This is a genomic window from Chryseobacterium camelliae, from assembly GCF_030818575.1.
Classification (GTDB): Bacteria; Bacteroidota; Bacteroidia; order Flavobacteriales; family Weeksellaceae; genus Chryseobacterium; species Chryseobacterium camelliae_A.
Window position 1 is genome coordinate 2,660,381 of record NZ_JAUTAL010000001.1, and the last position, 21,224, is coordinate 2,681,604.

Consider the following 21,224-nt stretch of genomic DNA (forward strand, 5'->3'; position numbering starts at 1 on the left):
CTATTACAGCACTTCCATAATTTTCTGGTGGATGTTATTGAGGGTAAAGGCGTCCCCGGGAACCATGCCCATCATCTTCCTGGCCATAGGGCTTTCGGGTGATATGGCATAGAAACGGTCGCCTTCAAAAAAGAATTCGCCCAGAGAAACCGAAATATAGAACCTTGCTTTATTGGTGATCACAAGGGAACCCAGCTGTACCCGTCCGTGGGCATTAGTCAGGACTTTGGCCATATTCCTCTTCAGGTCGTTTAAAGCTCCCAGCTGCTTCTGCATCTGGTAAATTTCTTCCTGCATCTCTTCCCGCATACTGTCGTATTTAGGTGTCTTCTTTATATCGCGGCTTGCTTCCAGCGTGAATTCTATAAAATTTTTCAGCTTTTCTATTTTCTCTGCTATTACTTTTTTCACATAATCCCTTATGTCATTTTTTTCATACACTATCTTCTCCATATTTCTATTCTTGATTATAAAGATAAAATAAAATTCATCATGGTCTAGGCAGTACCTGAATGCTTTTTAGAATAAAGATAATAAAAACTTTATATTATAAATGTATTTTCTGGGCATTCGGAAAAAGTACCGGCAATGAGATCCTGCTGCCTGTAAAAGATGATGTTACCGTCTTCTGTAGTGAATGAAATCAAACCCGTTACTCCTGGAATATCCTGCTACCAATAACCTGCCAGAAATGCATCAAAAACGAATCATTGTCCTCACTAATTAGTCGGTTTCTGTCAAAAGATATTTATATTTGTCAGTCTTCGGATAAAAAAGGAGTAAGGCATTATTTTTGCGCAAGTCCTCCTTTATTATGACTATAAAAGCTAAACAATGAATATCTTAACTGAAAAATTTAACACTCCATACCATTCAGCACCGTTCAACAGTATTAAAAACGAAGATTACCTTCCGGCATTCCGGGAACTGATCCGCAAATCGGAAGAGGAAATCGACCGTATTGTGAGCAATCCGGAAGCCCCGTCCTTTGAAAATGTCATTGAAGCTTTAGCCTATTCCGGTGAACAGCTGGATACCGCTTCGCACATATTTTTTAATCTCAATTCTGCAGAAACCAGTGATGAACTCCAGCAACTGGCTCAGGAGATTTCTCCCATCTTAACGGAATATTCGTCCAGAATCTCTCAGAATGAAGCGCTATTCGATAAGATTAAAAAAGTATATGATGACAGGGAAATATATCCGCTCAATGATGAAAAGAATATGCTTCTGGAAGAGACCTATAAAGGTTTTGTACGGAGCGGCGCACTTCTGAATGAGAAAGATAAGGAACAGCTGAAGCAAATCAATATGGACCTTTCTTTAAAGTCCCTTCAGTTCGGGCAGAATGTACTGGCTTCTACCAATGCCTATTATAAGCAGGTTACCCGTAAAGAAGACCTTGCCGGTATTCCGGATGCAATTCTGGAACAGTACGCGGAAGAAGCAAAGGAAAGAGGCCTGGAAGGATGGGTAATTACACTCCAGTATCCAAGCTATATTCCCCTCATGACGTATGCTGAAAACCGGGAACTGAGACGGGAACTGGCTTTGGCCAATGGAAAAAAATCATTTGATGGGGGTGAATTTGACAATCAGGGACTTATTAAAGAACTCCTTCAGCTGAAACAGAAAAAAGCAGAGCTTCTGGGATATAAGAATTATGCAGAATACGTCCTGGAAGAAAGGATGGCTAAATCTCCGGATTCTGTCCTGAATTTTCTGAATGAGCTTTTAACCAAAGCAAGACCATATGCTGAACAGGAAATCAAAGAACTGGAAAACCTTGCCCAGGCAGATGGAATTGAAGCTATACAAAGCTATGACCATGCCTATTACGCTGAGAAACTCCGCAAGCAGAGGTTTGACCTTAATGATGAAGAGCTGAAGCCTTACTTCCCTCTTGAACAGGTGCAGGAAGCTGTTTTCAGGTTATCGGAAAGACTTTTCGGGCTGACTTTCACGGAACGGACGGATATTCCGAAATACCACGAAGATGTAAAAACATACGAAGTACAGGAAAACGGGGTGTATAAAGCGCTGTTGTACGTCGACTATTTCCCGAGAAAAGGCAAAAGAGCCGGAGCCTGGATGACCAGCTACAAAAACCAATACAGGAAAAACGGGGAAAATTCAAGACCTCATATTTCAATCGTGTGCAATTTTACAAAGCCGACGAAGGATACGCCAAGTCTGCTGACTTTCCAGGAGGTAACTACGCTCTTCCATGAATTCGGCCACGCCCTGCACGGGATGCTGGCTGATACCCAATATCCAAACCTATCCGGAACTTCGGTAAAATGGGATTTTGTGGAACTTCCTTCGCAGTTTCTGGAAAATTTCTGTTACGAACCTGAATTCCTGAAAACTTTTGCCCGCCATTACCAGACAGGATCTGTGCTTCCGGATGACAAGATCAAGAAAATAGAACAGTCCAAGAATTTTATGGAAGGCTACCAGACTTTAAGACAGATCGGATTCGGGATGCTGGATATGAATTACCATACAAGGCCCAAGGAGCTGGAAAATAAAAGTGTAAAGGAATTTGAAGATGAATACACCCAGGCAACACAATTGTATCCTTCCAATCCTGACACTGCTATGAGCCCTAGTTTCTCCCATATTTTCCAGGGCGGATATTCTGCCGGGTATTATTCCTATAAATGGGCGGAAGTGCTTGATGCAGATGCTTTCCAGTACTTTAAGGAAAATGGCATCTTCAATCCTGAGGTTGCGGCAAGATATAAAATACTGCTCTCTTCGGGCGGCACCAAAGATCCGATGGAATTATATAAAGCCTTCAGAGGAAGCGAGCCTAAAGTAGAAAGCCTCCTGAAAAGGGCCTTCGGATCATAAAACAGATTCAACGCAAAAAAGGACAGCCCGGTGCTGTTCTTTTTTGTATTTTTAGCTTATAATAACCATTAAATACGTATTCCCTATGCTATTAGCTATACTACTACCGTTTCTTTCTTTTATGATCCGAGGAAAAATCATCACTGGAATCATATGCCTGATTCTTCAGTTTACATTGATAGGCTGGCTGCCGGCCGCAATCTGGGCTGCTTTATCGCTACAGAATGCAAGAGCTGAAAAACGGAACGAGAAACTGATCCGGGCGATAAAGGAAAATAGTAAATAAAGAGCTTAAACACTATCGCTTAGTAGATTTCCTTTCATCGCATACCGTTCATACCTAGTTTTCAGGCGAAACATGCAAAGGTTTCATACATGGAAAAACCTGGGATCCGGGAAAATAAACTGGTAGTTAAGATCTTCAATTAGTCTGGAAGAAGAAATTGTCCGGCCTTTAGGTTCATGAAGTTCCTGATCAGGACCGTTTTGCTGCGCAGAAATTACCGCAGCTTTTGAGGGATGCAGCGGCGCCACTACATTATATAATTTCCCCTCCGAATGCAGGCTGATCATCTTTTCGACCACGGCTGCAATATCAGCGTAATGGATATGGTTCACCGGCAATTCCGTAGCGGAAATGCGGTAACGGCTTAAAAGCCTGCTATCGCCCATCAATCCCCCCAGCCTGAGAACATTCGCTTTGGGATACCTTGCCCGGATCATGTTTTCTCCCGGCACCTGTTCCGGCTGGAGATCATCTTCAGTAAACACCTCAGAAAGGTCGGGATAAACCCCTGTAGAGCTCATAAAAAACAGCTGTCCTTTAAAATCGCCGATAAAAGAGGAAAGGTTCCGGAACCTTTTTTCAAGAATAGCATCATCCATTCTTTTTCCGGATAATGTTACCGTAACAATAAGGATCTCCAGGCTATCGGGAGCATTCCATACAGACTGATCCTGAGTTTTATCTTCTTTGTCGAAATCTATGATTGCTGGATGATAGCCTTTAGCATTAAACCCTTCCACTTTATCCGGAGAAGTCGTTGTACAGTAAAGAGTATGCCCGTCTGAAAGTTTTTCAGCAATTCTGCTCCCGAGCCAGCCACAGCCTATAATTCCAATATTGCTCATAATCCGGATTTAATACACAAAAATACTTATTTTGAGATGATATTTTAAACAATAAAGCTACAATTAAATGATTTCCCGGAAGCTTATTACCCTAAAGTTAAAAATATAAATACTAAAACGGATATTTTTGTCCAGAACGTCAATTTTAGCAATGTAACATGAAATGCATATTAAAATCCCATGTAAGACTATGTAAAATGTACATATAATCAAGTTTTTTTCTTTATCTTAGTTTACGAAACTTATTTATCATCAATTTTATAAGTGAATTCAGATTATGGCAGAACTTTATTTTATCAAACTTAATCCTGTTATTGCCAGAATCAATCTATATAATGCGATCTGCCGCAATCCGGAAACGATGCTTCCGTTTCTTCCCAAAGATCAGAATGCCAATCTGGAACATATCAAACTTAAAGTAAAAGAAAATATAGACGATTTACGTGCTGAGGAGCTGTCATGGATTTTTGCATGGGCCAGGGCTTTATCCAATGCAAATAAGGAAGATTTGCAAACCCGTCTATTTATTAACGGAATCGATATTTTTTATGAAATAACCGATCACACTGCAGCGGATCAATTGATAAATATGTTTTCAGAATATCAGGAAATTTCCGGTGTACATATTTTGACGTTCACATGAAGCCGGATCAGTTCAGCCACTTCCTGATTTACGGGATTTTTTTCACCGGCATGGTCCAGCATGATGAACACAACGAGGTATTTCATTATCTGAAAAAGGAATTCGAAAACCTGTATACTATAGCTGAAAAGCAATATCACCTGCACCAGCAAACAGAGCCCGGGAAAGATTTTTCGGCACTCAAAGCTCACCTGATGGCCCTGTATGATTACATCAGGTTTTCTAAGGATAATATAATCCTTCTGAAATATTCTGACAGTTCAATAAAATAATTTAGTCTTTGGTTTCTGAAAAAACCATCCTGTTCCTGGCTTTGGCAAGCATTGGGATGGAAATAAGCCCCATTACAAGCATAATGGCAATCTGCAAAGGCAATGAAATGAAAGAATACGTAAGACCCATTTCTCCGCCCCATTCCGCACTTCTGCCCATCGCTATAAACAGAGCCATAAAGCCGTATTTCATGGCCAGGTTAAAAGCCCCGATGCCACCGCTGGCAGGAACAATCATCCCCAATGTGCCGACCACAATAATGAAGAATCCGTCTGCAAAAGTAAAATCTGAAGTTTCAGGCAGGGCAAAGCATACCAAATAGGCTGCAAAGTAATAAGAGATCCAGATGCCAGCCGTATACAGAATAAATTTTCCTTTTTGCCTCAGTCTGAAGATGGATGTGAGGCCCTGAAAAATCCCGTTAATGAAATTGATGATTTTATCCAAAACAGGAACGGTAGCCAGCCTTTTCCTGAAAGCAAAAAAAAGTATGGTCCCGATAACCAGTATGATCAGTCCGATCATAATTTTACTGGGTTCTATCTTAATGCCTGACTGATGATAGAAAGACAGGATAGCATCATATTTAAAAATAAAAGTAAGCCCAAGAAACCCCATCATACAGATAAGATCCACCACCCTTTCCAGGATAATGGTACCGAATGACTGGTCCACAGGAACTTTTTCCACACTATACAAGGCTGTTGCCCGGGCAACTTCGCCGCTTCTTGGAATGGTAAGATTCATCAGATAGCCGAAAGAAATGGACCATAGCGAATTGGAGTTGGAAATTCTATGCCCCATAGGCTCCAGGAGGAGGTTCCACCGTATGGCACGCAGCCAGTAGGCCGCAATCCCGAAGCATGCAGCAAACAGCACCCAAAGATAATTGGCTTTGGCCAGCGATTTCTGAATCACTTTAAAATCAAGCCCCCTGAGCGCAAGCCATAAAAAAAAGCCTGCAAAAGCAAGCGAAATAACTACCGTAAGTACGGATTTTAAAGGTTTTGCAAAGCTTTTTTCCATAGATCAGGTTAGAAGGTTGGTTTTTTCATCCGGGAAAACAATTTTCGGCTGAAAGGCCTGTGCTTCTTCCGGAGTCATCTGAGCGTAGGCAATAATAATGATGATATCATCTCTCTGTACCTTTCTTGCAGCAGGGCCATTAAGACAAACTTCTCCTGACTTCCTTTTACCTTTGATCACATACGTGTCAAACCGTTCTCCGTTGTTTACATTAACAATATAAACCCTCTCTCCCACTACCAGACCCGCCGCCTCTATCAGCTCTTCGTCTATGGTAATACTTCCTATATAATTCAGGTCTGAAGCCGTAACCCTTACCCTGTGAATTTTAGACTTGAAAACTTCGATTAACATGCTGCAAATTTATTAATAATAATTTACAAATAGGAATTTCATCATAAATTTAAAACTGCCAGATTTCCAGCTTCTTAATTTTAATAAATGTAAATGTTTGTGATTTTATTTACTTAATTCTCATCAATAAACAATAAACCATTAATACTTGATATAAATATTTAGGATTTCATAAAATTAAAAAACAAAATGAATAATTACCTAAAGTCAATACAGATAAGCATTTGGCATAATTTTAGCAACGTATAATGCAGGTTTTCTGTAAAATTTAAAATTATGATATTTTAATTAATTTCAGTTAAATACAAAAAAATTATATAAATTTTATTTGAAAAATTGCACATATGAAAAATTGTTTTATATTTGCTTTAACTACGAATTAACATTAATATTAAAAAATTATGAACAAGTCTGAATTAATCGACGCTATCGCTAAGGATGCGGGTATTACTAAAGTAGCTGCAAAAGCAGCTTTGGAATCTTTCATTACTAATGTAACTTCTACTTTAAAGAAAAAAGACGGAAAAGTTTCTTTGGTAGGATTCGGTACTTTCTCAGTATCTGAGCGTGCAGCTAGACAAGGAATTAACCCAGCTACTAAAAAGCCGATTAAAATTGCCGCTAAAAAAGTAGCAAAATTCAAAGCAGGAGCCGATCTTTCACATGCGGTTTCAGGAGCTAAGAAAAAATAATGCATGTTAGCCAATACAAATAAAGGCTGCTTCTTAAGAAGCAGCCTTTATTTTTGATATTATTTACCGGCATAGTTTTGAACACCATTATGGTGCGAGGCGTGCAATTTTCCAGTCGAGCCCCTCTAAAGTATACAGGATACGGTCATGAAGACGGTTTGGTCTTCCCTGCCAGAATTCTATTTCATAGGGCCTTGCAAGGTAACCGCCCCAATTTTCCGGCCTCGGAACTTCAGTATTTTCATACTTTTCTTCAAGATCCTTAAGTTTTTGTTCAAGAAAAGCGCGATCCGGAATGACTTCGCTTTGCGGTGAAACCACTGCACCCAGCTGGCTGCCTTTTGGCCTGGAATGAAAATAGCCGTCACTCAGATTCTCAGCGATTTTCTCCAGATGGGCTTTAATAATGACCTGCCTCTCCAGGCCGGGCCAGAAAAAATGCAGGCACGCTTTATGATTCTTTTCTATGGACCTTCCTTTTCTGCTGCTGTAGTTCGTATAAAAAATAAATCCTTCGTAAGTATAGGATTTCAGTAGGACCATCCTCGTTCGGGGACATCCGTCGTCTTCCAGGGTAGAAACAGCCATGGCATTGGCCTCGGAAATACCCGGATTTGCACCTGCTTCAGAATACCAGTCCCTGAACTGCTCAATGGGATTCTGTTTTATCTCACTTTCAATAAGTTGGGACTTATCATACACTTTTCTTTTATCGTGCAGGTTTTCCATAAATATTTTTTATTAAATTTGAGTATGAATTACTCATACAAAGGTAAAATATTAATTTCCACACCTGATATTTCCGGAGATATTTTTTCAAGATCCGTAATATTGGTCATCGAACATAATGACCAGGGTGCATTTGGCTTAATATTAAATAAGAAGAACGGCCAGATGAGTAACAGGTTCAAAGAATACTTCGATTTTAAAATTGAGGTATATGACGGCGGCCCTGTAGAGAATGACAAAATCCTTTTTATTGTAAAAGGTAAAAAGGTTACCGAAATATATACAGAAATTACCCATGAATTTTATCTGACCGAAGATATCGAAAATATCATCAGTGCCGTGCTGAACGGTGAGCTGAGCATTCATGACGTAAAGATCTTTTCAGGCTATTCCGGCTGGTCACCGATGCAGCTGGATAATGAGATCCAGAAGAAAGTCTGGACTGTTGTAGATGTCTATAATCTTGATTATACCTTACCGAACGACCAGACGCTTTGGAAATCCATCATGCAAAACCTTGGCGGTGAATTCCTGTTATGGGCCAATTCACCGGAAGACATTTCCCTGAATTAATCCTCAGATTTTCACCGACTTATATTAACATAACTTTAAGAGTATGTTATATAATAATTTCGCAATAAATGCCGTTATTTGTTTAACTAAAATTTCAACATTATGAGAGGATTGATAAGACTTATCCTGAAGCGTTTCCAATATTCATCTTTAGAGCTAAAACCTGTTGTTATAAAGACTAATATTAGAAAATAAAAATTGCAGGATGAATATCCTGCATTTAATTATCATATTTCTGATTTATCAGAATAAAACCCGGTAAAGGACAATTTGAAAATTTTGTTGTTTACCGGGTTTGCCAATTTAAAAGTTAAAAGTGGTTTTTCCAACGTTCTACCATATCGGTAAACCGCTCGTTCCCGAAGGTTTTATTCCTGATCTTTCCTACGGAAAACAGGCCTTTTTCGTCTGACACCAAAAGGATTTCTTCCGCCTTCTGGGATTCAAATGCAATGATCTCATGCTCCTGGATATCCGCCAGGTTATTCTTATGTAAAAAGGTAACCAGATTTTCCAGCAGAGGAGAAATATAAGCTCCTTCCGAGTGTTTCGGTATTTTTATGCTATCACCTTCCAGAAAGAGCAGGTTTCCGGAAGTGGTGCGTGCGATTCTTTTATTAGGATTGAGCAGGATAACGTCATCAAGGTCATTTTCCTGCGCGTAAATCTCACCGTAAATATTTTCGGGGCAGTGAACCCGGATATTGCTCAACAGGTTGTTATTGACATTAATTTCCTTGATCAGGTCCAGTTCCAGCAATCTCGGCTGGATAGAAACTGCATCTTTCTGTTCTGCTTCATAGAAATAGGATACGGATGCGTTCGCCAGCATCGTTTCATCCTGGTTCCTGAATACCTGGAAATTAATAATTCCGTTATGAATTCCTTTTCCTTCAATCACCTCGTTTCGGAAAAGGTTCTGAAAGAATTCCAGCGTATAGGTTAACGGAATATTCATCCGCATTTTTCTCATGGAAGCCATCAGGAAGAAATAGCACTCTTCATCCATAATGAGCTGTGCATTTCGGATAAAAAATGAAACCTTAACGGCATCCCCCATCAGAAAGGCCCTGTTTCTGGTTTTCAACTCTCCGGATGTAAAATATTGATTGTCCAATTTTGCTGATTTATTGATAAAAAAATAATGAACGATAAATCGTTCATCAGTAATCAGAGCGCATTCAATCGTCTTAAGCCGCTCCTAATTTTATTCTAAGGTTTTCTATAAGGTTTTCCCAGTACATGGCATTTTCCTCCTCATCTCCTTCTTCGCAGAAATCAGTAATATTCAGTGCCAGATCCTCTGTAATATCATCTACCGTAATCGTCATTTCAAAAAAGTTCTTGGTGCCCTCATCCTCTTCCCATCTGAAACGAACAAAACCTTCAGGCTTATATCTTATCAATGTTGCTTTCTCGGCAGGACCTCCGCCCCAGCTAAAAAAGAAATCATCACCTTTTTCCGTAACTTCATCCGCAAACCATTCAGATAACCCTTCAGCAGTCGCCAGATATTCATATAAAATCTCTGATAGACAGTGCATTGGGAATTCGTAATGGACTTTATGTTTCGACATATAATCTTTGTTTTATCGTCCCGCAATATATAAATTAATTTTTTTATTACGCAAGCTTGTATTTATTTTTTTATACAATCGATATGATATTTATCAGAGATTTTTAAATAGGTGTTTAATCCTATTTTTAAAAGAAAACCCTTCAAAAAATGAAGGGTTATATCGTTTAGTTTTCATTTAAAACATCAAGGATTACCGTACATCCTTCACGGATCTCATCCATTGAGATGGTCAGCGGCGGGGAAATCCTCATGTATTCATTCCTGTAGAGCTGCCAGAAAACAATCAGGCCTTTTTCCATGCATTTTTTAGCCACTTCAAGGGTATATTCCGGAGAGCCTAGGTTCACTGCCAGCATCAGACCTTTACCATTGATATTTTTAATTTTCGGATGCACCAGCAATTCCCTGAATAATGCTTCTTTTTCGTCTACTTCATTCATGAGCCCGCTTTCCAGCACCTCCTTTAAAGTAGCATGGCTTGCGGCGGCAATCAGCGGGTTTCCGCCGAAGGTGGTGATGTGGCCAAGTTTCGGGGAATGAGATAAAGTCTCCATGATTTTACGGGAGCTCATAAAAGCACCTACTGGCACTCCGCCTCCCATTCCTTTTCCCATGACCAGAATATCAGGAACAATCCCGAAATGCTCAAATGAGAACAGTTTGCCGGTCCTCCCGAAACCCGGCTGGATTTCATCCAGGATCAGAAGTGCCCCCACCTCTTCGCATCTTCTTTTGAGCTTCTTAAGGTAATCCCCATCCGGCACAAGGAAACCTGCAGCTCCCTGTATGGTTTCCATGATCACGCAGGCTGTTTTTTCAGTAATCCTTTCCAGGTCCCGTTCTTCATTGAAACCGATAAAGGTTACCATAGGCAGCAATGGCCTGAATTCGCGCTTATGGACCTCATTTCCGGAAACACTCAGTGCTCCGTGGGTATTGCCGTGATAGGAATTTTTAAAGGATATAATCTCTTCTCTTCCGGTATATCGTTTGGCCAGTTTCAGGCTTCCGTCGATGGCCTCTGCACCACTGTTGACCAGATAGGTAATTTCCAAAGGATCCGGCGTAGCTTCTGCAAGCAGCCTGCACAGCGCTACGGGTTGCTCCTGTGCATATTCACCATATACCATTACATGCAGGTATTTGTCTGCCTGGTTTTTAATAGCCTGAACAACCTTAGGATGCGAATGCCCTAATGTATTTGCAGAAACACCTGCTACAAAGTCAAGGTATTTTTTCCCGTCCTTTCCGTAAATATAACTTCCTTCAGCCTTTTCCACTTCAAAACCTGCTGCATATGGGGTTGTCTGTGCCTGGTAGGCAAAGAAATCTTTTTGCATTTCCATTCGTTAAAATTTAAGCAAAGCTAGTAAAGATTTTTGAAAGTCTGCCCCCTGAAATAAACAGTCCATGAAGACATTCTTTGCATATACCAAAGATAAAACCAGCTCAGGGACCAATTATTTCCAATGACGGTTAATACTACTCGATTTTGTATGGATGCCCCCATAAAAAATCACCCTTACGAATAAGGGTGATACACCAAATCACAAAATATTAATATAAATTCACCTCATGTTTTCACCCCTTCATGATTCAAATATAAACAAATTCCTGAATAAAAATATGACTCTGATAAAAATTTAACAATTTTTCTGAAATTATTTTTTGAAGATCAAATCATATCATCATGATAAGCCAATCAAATTTAAATTTTAAAATATTTTTCGGATTTATCGTTAAAATATAATTAATATATAAAAGACTGATTAACAATAAATAAAAAATCCGTCACTAAAAAGTAACGGATTAATCATATGGTACAGCAGCTTATTATCACCTGCGGGTTCGCTTAGGTTTCTTAGCTTCTTCTTTGGCTTTTTCTTTTTCAATATTTTCCTGAACCTGGTCGTAGAGGGAAGTATCCGCCTGATATTTTATCTCTTCATAGTTCGGCGAATCGACCAGGATATCCTGCCATTTCCTGATCCGGTCTTTTGTATTCCAGTTAAAATCGGGAAATTTCCTCTTAGCCGGTTCTATCATGCTCATCGGATAAGTATCTGAATTGGCGCCAACGCTACAAGAGATAATCTGAAGGGCCTTTTCTTCAAACAAAGCCCCGATAATGCCACAAGTTGACAGGGTTATACCCACCCGTTCCGGCTTTTTTGTCTGCTGATTTTCGTCGTCTACATATACGATGGACTGGGCATTCCCGATAACTTTGGCTTCTTTGATATTATTGTTCTGGTAATAGACAGTCATGAGCTTACCTTTTACCTGGTTAAATTCGTCCTTAAGGCTTAAGGAGTCTACTTTGCTGATGGCAAATGCATTCCCCAGAACTTTCAGGGAATCTATATTCTCGGTCTTGGTATTGAAATAGGCTTCTACCTTATCTCCGGTCACCTGCTTTTCGCCACTCCATAAATATGGCTCCCTGTACATATGCATTACACCGTCAGTTTCGTTAAAAGCAATAGAATCTGCCCTACCCTGAGCATTGGACTTATAAAAACGTGCTTTCCTGAATGCTCTCAGAAAGCTTTTCTTCACTGTAGCATCCAGGGAATCCGGTCTTTGAAATGAAATAATTTTCTCCGATGCAAAGTACAGTGAATCTTTCTCAAATATTTTTACCGCATATGGGTTTTTGGTCATCATCGCGGAATCCTTAACCTCGAAGATTTCACCGTAGCCTCCTTTGATATACCGTTTTTCATTCGGATCATCCAGGGTTACGTTTCCGGTAGCCGTTCCGAAACCGGTAATCTGATTATAGTACATATCATCCCCGGTAAGGATCTTATCATTGTAAAAAATCTTTGAATTCTTTTTCAGAAAAGCTTCCTTGGTATTCATCCGGTAGGTTCCCCTTTCTGTATAAACCCGGTTCCTGGGATTCTTACGGCTTGTAATGGTGGTAGGACCAAAAAATTCGGCAATTTTAGTATTCTGGTCCTGTTTGATATTCGGTCCCTCAATAATATAATCGGGGCTGTCGATCTTTACATTGCCGACAAAATCAATCATTTTGGTATTCAGGAAATACGTGGCCGATTTCGTGTACATCACATTCTGCCCGTCAGTAATCGTACCTCCGGTATTGAAATATGCCTGGCTGGACAGACGGTCATAATACAGGATGTCTGTTTTGATGGTCTGTTTAGGGTCGGTAAGAACCACATTTTTACGGGCTACCCCTTTCTGGGTATTGGCATCATATTCCATTTCACCGGCTGTAATTACAGACCCGTCGGTATTCTGAAGCCTGGTATTCCCGATGGCTTTAACGAAGTTTTCTTCATCATAAATCACCACCTCATCTGCCGTAAGTATCGAACCCTGATGTTCTATTTTCACATTCCCGGTGAGATACCTGTTGCCATCATATTTGGCTGGATCTTTAATGATCTTATCAGCGTTGATGATATGAACCCGGTCCTGAGGATTCAGTTGTGGCGGGGGAGCATTCTTTACGGGATTCTGGAGATAAGGATCTCTCTGCGCAGGTTTTAATTGATCCTGTGCAAAGACTGACATTGATATAAAAAATAACAGAACAAATAAAAATCTCATTGATCAGTCATTCTTAGTACCGTAAAAATACAGCGAATGGGAATCGATTTTGACGCCGAAAGCATCTTCTATGGCTTCTTTTATTCCCTGGATCCTTGGATCACAGAATTCTATGATTTCTTCGATCTCCTTATCAGAATCTTTTTTATAGATCACCAGGTGGTCGTGCTGTTTATCGAAATAAGACTTTTCATAAGATGAAGAAGTCAGGGTTTTTTCTCCGAACTGGTGTTTCCTGATCAGCCCGGCATCCAGGAAAATTTCAATCGTGTTGTAAATCGTTGCCTTGGAAACATGGTATTTCTTCTGCATCATTAACAGATACAGGTCATCCACATTGAAGTGGTGATCCATATTATAGATCTCCTCCAGTATCGTATATCGTTCGGGGGTGTTTCTGAAACCTTTCTCCAATAAATAGTTTCGTAAAACATCTTTGATTAAAGCAATATTTTTCTCTTTTTGTAAAGTATCCATCAAAAAAATTATCTACAAATTTATTGAAATTTATTGAATTAGACGAAGATGTATTGTGTTAAAGAATTTAACTATTGTGCCTTAAAAACTCTGCCTGTTCTATTCTTGAGCCTGCAACACACTCTTCTGTCATAGGTGCGGATTCTACGACAACATTGTGCGAAGTTACGCCCCAGGCCTTAAAATCGTCACTTCCGATATACTTTACGAAATTGTAAATATTGAGGATAATCTTTTCCTTTACCGTTAATAAAATATCATTGATATAGGTATTATCTATGATAACATATTTTAAATCCGGCGGAACGTTATGAGCTCTGAGGGAGGGATGGCTGCTTCTGGAAGGAATAGTTCCGTCCGCCATCAGGTCCCTTAATACCATATCGAAATAGTCATTGATCCTTCTGTCGATCTTGAACCCTAAAAGGAAATTAATCTTATAAATAGTCCCCGGGAGAACTTCATCAACAATATATTTAAAAGTATACGGATCTTCCTGGTTGACAATATTCAGGATAAAGTAATGGTCTGCTCTTTTAGGCTGTTTTTTGATGATGGAATAGATAATTTTAGACTCTACTTCCCCGTAGCGTTTTGCGCGGCTCAGATAAGCAAGGTTAGTCGCGTATTTAGGAATGGTTTCATCCAGCTTCATATCCTTAATGATCGGGATGTAATTATCCAGCTTAACAAATTTGATGAATTTGGTCTTGATCTGACGGCCGTTATACCATGCATACATGCATACACCGATGGAACCGGCCAGGACTACCGTAATCCAGCCTCCTTCCATGAATTTAATGACATTCGCACTGAAGAATCCCAGCTCAATCGCCATATACATCAGGGCAAAAACCAGGACGAATACTTTATTGATGCGTTTTTTAAGCAACCAGAATACAAGGAGTATGGTCGTCATGAGCATGGTTACCGTAATGGAAAGACCGTATGCTGCTTCCATTTTTCCGGATTCCCTGAAGTGGAGTACCACAATAATGCAGAAGAACAGAAGACCCCAGTTGATCCTTGGGATATACATCTGCCCTTTAACCCCTGAAGGGTAATCGATCTTCTGGTTAGGCCATAAATTAAGTGACATGGCCTCGGAGAAAATAGTGAATGACCCTGTAATCAAAGCCTGGCTCGCAATGATAGCCGCAGCCGTCGCCAGGATAACTCCCGGTACGATCATCCATTCATGCATGATCCCGAAAAACGGGTTCATCACTGAAAATCCTGCCTTGCCGTAGTTGCTCAGCAGCCATGCGCCCTGCCCAAGGTAGTTCAGAATCAGCATGATTTTTACAAATCCCCAGCTAACGCGGATATTTTTCGCCCCACAGTGCCCAAGATCGGAATACAATGCTTCAGCTCCGGTAGTACACAGGAAAACTGCACCTAAAATAATAATTGCGCTAGGTGAATCAACGATAAGCTTATATGCATAATACGGATTGAAAGACCGCAGTATCTCGAAATTTTCGCTCAGATGGGACAGTCCCAAGCCACCCAGTACAAGAAACCAGATCACCATTACGGGTCCGAAGAATTTCCCGATGAAGCTGGTCCCGAATTGCTGCACTACAAATATGACGATAAGAATCCCAATGGTTATAGGTACTACAGGTGTATCAGGATTATAGATCTGGAGACCTTCTATCGCTGACATCACTGTTAAAGAAGGTGTAATAACGCCGTCTGCAATAAGCGCTGCCGCTCCTACGATGGCAATAAGGTACAGCCAGCCTTTTTTGAGGTTTTTCACCAGTGAGAAAAGAGCCAGGATGCCTCCCTCGCCTTTATTATCGGCTCTTAAGGCAATGACTACATATTTGATGGTGGTTTGGAGCGTCAGCGTCCAGATGATGCAGGAGAGTGCTCCTTCGATGTATTCGTTGAAAGGCATGGTATTACCCGCTCCTCTTGCGTTTACGATCGCTTTCATTACGTAAAGCGGTGAAGTACCAATATCTCCGAAAACAATTCCTAAAGAAACCAGTACCCCAATGAAAGAAAGCTTCTTAATGTCAAAATGATGACCGCTTTCTGTAAGTTCTGCCATATCAGCCAATTTATTTAAAAGCGCAAATTTAAATGAAATTTACAACCCCATGAATTTTTCTTCATGAATATAATAAATGAAAAAACTTCCTTTCGGAAGTTTTTTTCTATTATTTAACGTACATCGCTTTTTTAATTTCCTCTTTCACTTTATCCAGTTTCGGGAACCATTCTGCGAACAATGCTGATGAATACGGTGCAGGAGCATCCGGAGTTGTAATTCTCTTAATAGGTGCATCCAGGTAATCAAATGCTTTCTGCTGTACCATATAGGTAATTTCTGAAGCTACGGAACCAAACGGCCAGGCTTCTTCAAGCACGACTAAACGGTTGGTTTTTTTCACAGATCCTAAAACAGTATCATAATCCAGAGGACGTACGGTTCTCAGGTCAATTACCTCAACAGAGATCCCTTCTTTAGCGAGATCTTCAGCAGCCTGTATGGCCAGCTTCATGATTTTACCGAAAGAAACCAGCGTAACATCGGTACCTTCTCTCTTGATATCAGCTTTCCCGATCGGGATGTAATATTCTTCTTCAGGAATTTCCATTTTGTCTCCGTACATCTGTTCAGATTCCATGAAAATTACCGGGTCATTATCCTGAATAGCTGTTTTCAGCAATCCTTTTGCATCGTAAGGATTGGAAGGAACCACTACTTTAAGGCCCGGACAATTGGCAAACCAGTTTTCAAAAGCCTGTGAGTGGGTTGCTCCCAATTGCCCTGCAGAAGCTGTAGGCCCACGGAAAACGATCGGGCAGTTCCACTGACCACCGCTCATCTGGCGGATCTTCGCAGCGTTGTTGATGATCTGGTCTATTCCTACCAAAGAGAAATTGAACGTCATGAACTCCACGATCGGCCTGTTGCCGTTCATTGCAGCACCTACGGAAATACCGGTAAAGCCAAGCTCCGCAATAGGGGTATCGATTATTCTTTTAGGGCCGAACTCGTCCAGCATCCCTTTTGAAGCCTTGTATGCACCATTATATTCTGCAACCTCCTCACCCATAAGATAAATGGATTCGTCTTTACGCATTTCCTCGCTCATTGCCTGTGCAATTACCTCACGAAAAGTATATTCTGCCATATGTTTTAGAAAAATTAAAGTACAAAAATAGTGTTTTTTTGTTAACACATCACAAACGGCATCTCAATTTAATGAAATGCCGTCTGCGATACGTATTTTAACAAAGATTAATTCACTTTTGTCCAGGTCTGGGTCCGCCCGATAATGGAAAGCCCGAAATATCCTCTTACATTCAGCTGGTCTCCGCTTCTTGTAATAGTACATTTATAGGTTTTTCCGGTTTTAGGATCTGTAATGGATCCCCCGGTAAATTCATTACCGTCCTTTTTAAGGCCGCGGATAATTTCCATCCCGAGAATCGGTTTGTTTTTACGGTCATCTTTACATTCCACACAGTTCGCATTGGCCGGCTTAATCAAAAGCTGGGAAACTTTCCCGTAATATTTACCGTCTGATTTCTTATAGATCTCTACAATAGACTTGGCCTGTTTGGTTTCATCGTCTATCGTTTTCCATTTTCCTTCGATCTGTGCAAAAGACATCACACTGAACAAAGAAAAGATAAAGGCTGCTAATAATTTTTTCATATAATGGCTGATTTAATTATCAATTATTTAATTTAATCGTATCGTTAAAAATATAAATTAATTTCATATAAACAAAACATTTGTTATCCGGCACATATTAATACTCTTGTACATAGCAGTACAGTCAATTCAGTTATTCTGCAATCTCTAGTAAAGACATCTTTTCATACTGCTGTTCCCGGGTCTTGGGATTCAGAAATTTCAAAGACAATCTGGTGATCCGGTAATGGTTTTCCTGATCAACAACTTTATATTTTCTGCCAACCTGGTTCAGATGCTCGTCATACACAACAAGATAATCTCCTTTTTTTAAAGTACCCGCATCTACCCTGGGTGTATTTCTTTTGGTATAGAAATCAAATGCCCAGGGTTCATAGCCTTTAAGCATGAAGATTCTGTCTTTTTTAATATGATTTTTGTTGACAAACTGAGCCAGCTTCAGGCTTCCCTGATATTGGGTGAGGACAGGATAAAACTGGGTATTCAGGTATATGTTGACTGCAATGGCAAATATCAACGATGCAGAAACATACTTTCTGAAATAGTCTGTTTTTGAAAAAATAACCTTGATCAGGCATCCATAAACTGCTGCTGCAACAAGATACATGATGATATGGGGAATTCCCGTAAAATACACCGTAAGAAGAACGATACCGATAAGCACGGCAAAGATCACAAACAGCTGGATACCATATAGGATCTTTATTTTTTTAATACTGTTTTTCCTGTACATTTCAAAGAGATATGCCGCTGTTAAGACAGATAAGACCGCTATAAGACCATTGAGATAATGCGGCAGCTTGAATTTTGAGGCCGAGAAAACCAGCATAACCAACCAGAATCCTCCTAATGTGAGGAATTCGTAACCTTCAGTTTTCCTGAACCTGGTTTTAATGAAAAACGCCGTCTTTTCAAACACGCCGAAATAAAAAGCCAGGGAAAACGGAAGGAATGCCCATAGCAGGGTATGGAAAAAGAACAAATAATCGGGGCTGGTCTCTTCAAAACCGCTTGCAGTCAACCTGTTGACACTTTGATTGAATAGAATGAACCGTATTCCCTCTTCCCCGAACTGAACATGGTAGGCGTACAGGACCGGTACAATTCCGGTAGCAAAACTCAATGCCGCAATCACGATTTTAAAGTTAAAAAACTTTTTCCACTCCCTTGAATACAGCAGATAAGCAAAAATACAGAAGCCGATGATCACAATGGCCATAAGCCCTTTTGAGGAAAAAGCAAGGGCTGTTCCCAGTCCTGCAAGAACCGCACTAAAAATATTCTGCGTTTTAATAAAGCGCACAAACTGCCAGATTGAAAAGATAATAAAGCCTGTCAGTACAGCGTCGGTCCTTACATCATGGGCAGAAAGGATGATTGTTTGTGCCGAAAGGAAAATCAGTGAAGCCAAGTACCCCGTATTTTTATTGTCGTACAGGATTTCAGCAAGCTTCTTAGTGGAAAATACTCCCAGGGCAAGGCACAGGAGTGCCGGAATCCTGTAGGCAATGTGGTTGATACCAAAAATTTTCATGGACAGCGCAGCCAGCCAGAAGTGCATATGCGGTTTATCCAGGTAAGGGTTTTCTCCTTTAAAGATATGGAGGAAATCATTATTCAGGGCCATCCTCATGGCCATGGAAGCATGCTGCGCAGAATCATTTTCCATCAGCGGGATAAAAAGCCCTGAAATATAGACGATTGAAAAGCCTATATAGAGCATGATGATCTGGCGGGACGTCAGCAGTTGATTTTGATTCATCCGGAAGAATAGTTTTTTAGTATTTTTGCAAAAGTTTGCCATGCAAATGTAATAAATCAGGATCAACAAATGAATCATAATCAGTTTTACTCTCTGGTCATCCCCATGTATAATGAACAGGGCAACGCAGGACTTCTCATAGACCGTATCCGGGAGGCTATGGCAGGATACCGCTACGAGCTTATCCTTATCGACGACCATTCGAAAGACGGAACGGTAAAAGAAATCATCGAAAAAAACGATCCTAATGTCGTGCTGATCCAGCTGAAAAAGAATTACGGGCAAAGCTCTGCCATGATGGCGGGCTTTGATTATGCTTCCGGGGATTACATCATTACCCTTGACGGAGACCTTCAGAATGATCCCAGCGATATTCCGGCTATGGTAAACCTCCTTGAAAGCGGAGATTATGACCTTGTGGTAGGAAAGCGCCAGAAAAGGAAAGATTCTTCAGTACGCACCATTCCTTCCAGGATTGCCAACTTCATCATCAAGAGAACAACAAAGCTTAACATCTCCGACCAGGGCTGTGCCCTGAAAGTATTCACCAAGGACACGGCAAAAGACCTGAACCTGTATGGTGAGAACCATCGGTTCATCAGCTTAATGGCCCACCTGAACGGCGCCAGGATTGCAGAAATGCCTGTCAAGCATCACGCACGACAGTTTGGAGTGAGCAAGTATGGGATGAACAGGACTTTTAAGGTCATCAATGACCTTCTGCTGGTGCTATTCAACCAAAAATACCTTTCCAAGCCTATTTACCTTTTCGGAAATATCGGTCTTGTGGCATTTATTCTTGGAATGCTGATCAATGTGTATCTGCTGATCGTCAAATTAATGGGGCATGATATCGGAGGACGGCCTTTGCTTATTTTAGGGGTATTGCTTGTTTTCATCGGAATCCAGTTTTTCACAACGGGGATCATTATCGATATGCTGATGAAGACGTACTATGAATCTCAGAGCAAGCGTCCTTTCAACATCAGAAAAATAACCAGTTTTGGAGAGAACCAATCTTAAAAAAGTACTGATCAATGCAGTAAAAATTATTATCAGCATTGGATTACTGTATTTTGTCTTTAAAAAAATTCCCTTCCGGGAGGTGGCCGGGCTCTGGTCTACCGTCAGCATACCCTATGTCCTGGCGGCAGCGGTTTTCTTTCTGGCTTCGCAGGTCCTTTCGACAAAACGACTGGAATTTTACCTGGAAGCCAACCACTTCCGATTAAGCTTCAGGAGCAATCTGGAACTGTACTTCCTGGGAATGTTCTATAATTTTTTTATTCCCGGCGGTATTGGAGGGGATGCTTATAAGGTATACCTGCTAAACAAGAAATTCGGATGGAGCGTCAAAAAGATCACTTCTGCCCTTTTTAACGACAGGCTGAGCGGCTTACTGGCGATCTGTGTGCTGATCCTGTTATCGTCCGGCTTTTTGTTTGACCTGAAATGGCTTCCAGTGATTGTTATTGCGATTATTTCAGGAGTCTTCCTAACGCTGATGATTACCAAAAAGTGGTTTCCTGCCTACCAATCTGTATTTTATACTACCCTTGCCTGTTCCATAGCGATTCAGGGGCTTCAGGTGATCTGTTTTGTACTGTTGCTGAAAAGCCTGGGAGTAGACGGACATTTTGCCATCTATACCGTGACGTTTCTGGGAAGCTCCATATTAAGCCTGATTTCCTTTGCGGGAATCGGGGTGCGGGAAGTCCTGTTCCTGCAGGCGTCGAAGTATTTTGATTTCGATCCGGCGGTATCTGTATCTGCTTCACTGCTTTTTACGGTTATTACCGCATTTTTCTCATTCTTCGGAGTCTTCTTCCAGCTGAGAAAGCTTCATTTACACCTTAAAGAAAACTGAT

22 protein-coding genes are annotated in these 21,224 nt (G+C 40.6%); 8 read left to right on the forward strand and 14 right to left on the reverse strand.

From position 1 onward, the window contains the following. Positions 1-3 precede the first annotated feature (3 nt). Entirely contained in the window at positions 4-453 is a 450-nt protein-coding gene (locus QE404_RS12085; RefSeq protein WP_307450775.1) for a hypothetical protein, read from the reverse strand. Between the two features lie 381 nt (positions 454-834). Here QE404_RS12085 and QE404_RS12090 point away from each other — a divergent pair, with 381 nt between their 5' ends. Further along, the gene (locus tag QE404_RS12090; RefSeq protein ID WP_307450777.1) at positions 835-2,856 is read left to right on the forward strand and encodes a M3 family metallopeptidase; all 2,022 of its coding nucleotides are present in this window, start codon (positions 835-837) and stop codon (positions 2,854-2,856) included. 85 nt (positions 2,857-2,941) lie between these two features. After that, positions 2,942-3,142 carry a YqaE/Pmp3 family membrane protein gene (locus QE404_RS12095; RefSeq protein ID WP_307450778.1) on the forward strand — a complete coding sequence of 67 codons (201 nt, stop codon included), beginning with the start codon at positions 2,942-2,944 and terminating at the stop codon, positions 3,140-3,142. An 83-nt stretch (positions 3,143-3,225) separates the two neighbouring features. Here QE404_RS12095 and QE404_RS12100 read toward each other — a convergent pair whose 3' ends face one another. Then, positions 3,226-3,987 (reverse strand): hypothetical protein, encoded by a 762-nt coding sequence (locus QE404_RS12100; protein ID WP_307450780.1) that lies wholly within the window; start codon positions 3,985-3,987, stop codon positions 3,226-3,228. Positions 3,988-4,264: 277 nt separating this feature from the next. Between QE404_RS12100 and QE404_RS12105 the strand changes: the two genes are divergently transcribed. Both QE404_RS12105 and QE404_RS12110 read left to right on the forward strand, forming a co-directional pair. Beyond that, a complete protein-coding gene (locus tag QE404_RS12105; RefSeq protein ID WP_307453916.1) occupies positions 4,265-4,630 on the forward strand; it encodes a hypothetical protein in 366 nt (121 codons plus the stop codon). Beyond that, positions 4,627-4,902, forward strand: a complete 276-nt coding sequence (locus QE404_RS12110; RefSeq protein WP_307453918.1) for a hypothetical protein — start codon at positions 4,627-4,629, stop codon at positions 4,900-4,902. Before QE404_RS12105 ends, QE404_RS12110 begins: the two co-directional genes overlap by 4 nt. Before the next feature lies 1 nt (position 4,903). Here QE404_RS12110 and QE404_RS12115 read toward each other — a convergent pair whose 3' ends face one another. Then, positions 4,904-5,929, reverse strand: coding sequence for a lysylphosphatidylglycerol synthase transmembrane domain-containing protein (locus QE404_RS12115; protein ID WP_307450783.1), 1,026 nt, complete (start codon positions 5,927-5,929; stop codon positions 4,904-4,906). 3 nt (positions 5,930-5,932) lie between these two features. Then, positions 5,933-6,283, reverse strand: a complete 351-nt coding sequence (gene panD, locus QE404_RS12120) for an aspartate 1-decarboxylase (RefSeq protein ID WP_100075378.1) — start codon at positions 6,281-6,283, stop codon at positions 5,933-5,935. Positions 6,284-6,684: 401 nt separating this feature from the next. Between panD and QE404_RS12125 the strand changes: the two genes are divergently transcribed. Then, positions 6,685-6,975: an HU family DNA-binding protein gene (locus QE404_RS12125; RefSeq protein ID WP_100075379.1), complete on the forward strand. Its 291-nt coding sequence runs from the start codon at positions 6,685-6,687 to the stop codon at positions 6,973-6,975. Positions 6,976-7,062: 87 nt separating this feature from the next. On the opposite strand, the gene pdxH is transcribed toward QE404_RS12125, so the two are convergent. After that, positions 7,063-7,704 carry a pyridoxamine 5'-phosphate oxidase gene (gene pdxH, locus QE404_RS12130; RefSeq protein ID WP_307450787.1) on the reverse strand — a complete coding sequence of 214 codons (642 nt, stop codon included), beginning with the start codon at positions 7,702-7,704 and terminating at the stop codon, positions 7,063-7,065. A gap of 24 nt (positions 7,705-7,728) precedes the next feature. On the opposite strand from pdxH, the gene QE404_RS12135 reads away from it, so the two are divergent. Next, complete coding sequence (locus QE404_RS12135; RefSeq protein ID WP_307450789.1) at positions 7,729-8,277, forward strand: YqgE/AlgH family protein; 549 nt, start codon at positions 7,729-7,731, stop codon at positions 8,275-8,277. Positions 8,278-8,587: 310 nt separating this feature from the next. On the opposite strand, the gene QE404_RS12140 is transcribed toward QE404_RS12135, so the two are convergent. The 9 genes from QE404_RS12140 to QE404_RS12180 form a co-directional block, all read right to left on the reverse strand. Further along, positions 8,588-9,394, reverse strand: coding sequence for an aminotransferase class IV (locus QE404_RS12140; protein ID WP_307450791.1), 807 nt, complete (start codon positions 9,392-9,394; stop codon positions 8,588-8,590). Positions 9,395-9,467: 73 nt separating this feature from the next. Continuing rightward, on the reverse strand, positions 9,468-9,854 hold the full coding sequence (locus QE404_RS12145; protein ID WP_307450792.1) for an START-like domain-containing protein: 387 nt from the start codon (positions 9,852-9,854) through the stop codon (positions 9,468-9,470). Positions 9,855-10,020: 166 nt separating this feature from the next. Beyond that, complete coding sequence (locus QE404_RS12150) at positions 10,021-11,196, reverse strand: aspartate aminotransferase family protein (RefSeq protein WP_307454113.1); 1,176 nt, start codon at positions 11,194-11,196, stop codon at positions 10,021-10,023. A 496-nt stretch (positions 11,197-11,692) separates the two neighbouring features. Then, on the reverse strand, positions 11,693-13,438 hold the full coding sequence (locus QE404_RS12155) for an OstA-like protein (RefSeq protein WP_371935201.1): 1,746 nt from the start codon (positions 13,436-13,438) through the stop codon (positions 11,693-11,695). Between the two features lie 3 nt (positions 13,439-13,441). Further along, complete coding sequence (locus QE404_RS12160; protein WP_048511068.1) at positions 13,442-13,915, reverse strand: Fur family transcriptional regulator; 474 nt, start codon at positions 13,913-13,915, stop codon at positions 13,442-13,444. Between the two features lie 67 nt (positions 13,916-13,982). Beyond that, positions 13,983-15,977, reverse strand: a complete 1,995-nt coding sequence (locus QE404_RS12165; protein WP_307450796.1) for a KUP/HAK/KT family potassium transporter — start codon at positions 15,975-15,977, stop codon at positions 13,983-13,985. Positions 15,978-16,086: 109 nt separating this feature from the next. Further along, positions 16,087-17,067, reverse strand: a complete 981-nt coding sequence (locus tag QE404_RS12170; protein WP_307450797.1) for a pyruvate dehydrogenase complex E1 component subunit beta — start codon at positions 17,065-17,067, stop codon at positions 16,087-16,089. 107 nt (positions 17,068-17,174) lie between these two features. Continuing rightward, on the reverse strand, positions 17,175-17,594 hold the full coding sequence (locus tag QE404_RS12175; protein WP_307450800.1) for a DUF2147 domain-containing protein: 420 nt from the start codon (positions 17,592-17,594) through the stop codon (positions 17,175-17,177). 133 nt (positions 17,595-17,727) lie between these two features. Continuing rightward, a complete protein-coding gene (locus QE404_RS12180) occupies positions 17,728-19,356 on the reverse strand; it encodes an ArnT family glycosyltransferase (RefSeq protein WP_307450802.1) in 1,629 nt (542 codons plus the stop codon). Between the two features lie 69 nt (positions 19,357-19,425). Between QE404_RS12180 and QE404_RS12185 the strand changes: the two genes are divergently transcribed. Together QE404_RS12185 and QE404_RS12190 are read left to right on the forward strand one after the other, a co-directional pair. After that, entirely contained in the window at positions 19,426-20,379 is a 954-nt protein-coding gene (locus QE404_RS12185; protein ID WP_307450804.1) for a glycosyltransferase family 2 protein, read from the forward strand. After that, entirely contained in the window at positions 20,360-21,223 is an 864-nt protein-coding gene (locus QE404_RS12190) for a lysylphosphatidylglycerol synthase transmembrane domain-containing protein (protein WP_307450806.1), read from the forward strand. The genes QE404_RS12185 and QE404_RS12190 overlap by 20 nt, the downstream gene beginning before the upstream one ends. Position 21,224: the final 1 nt, after the last annotated feature.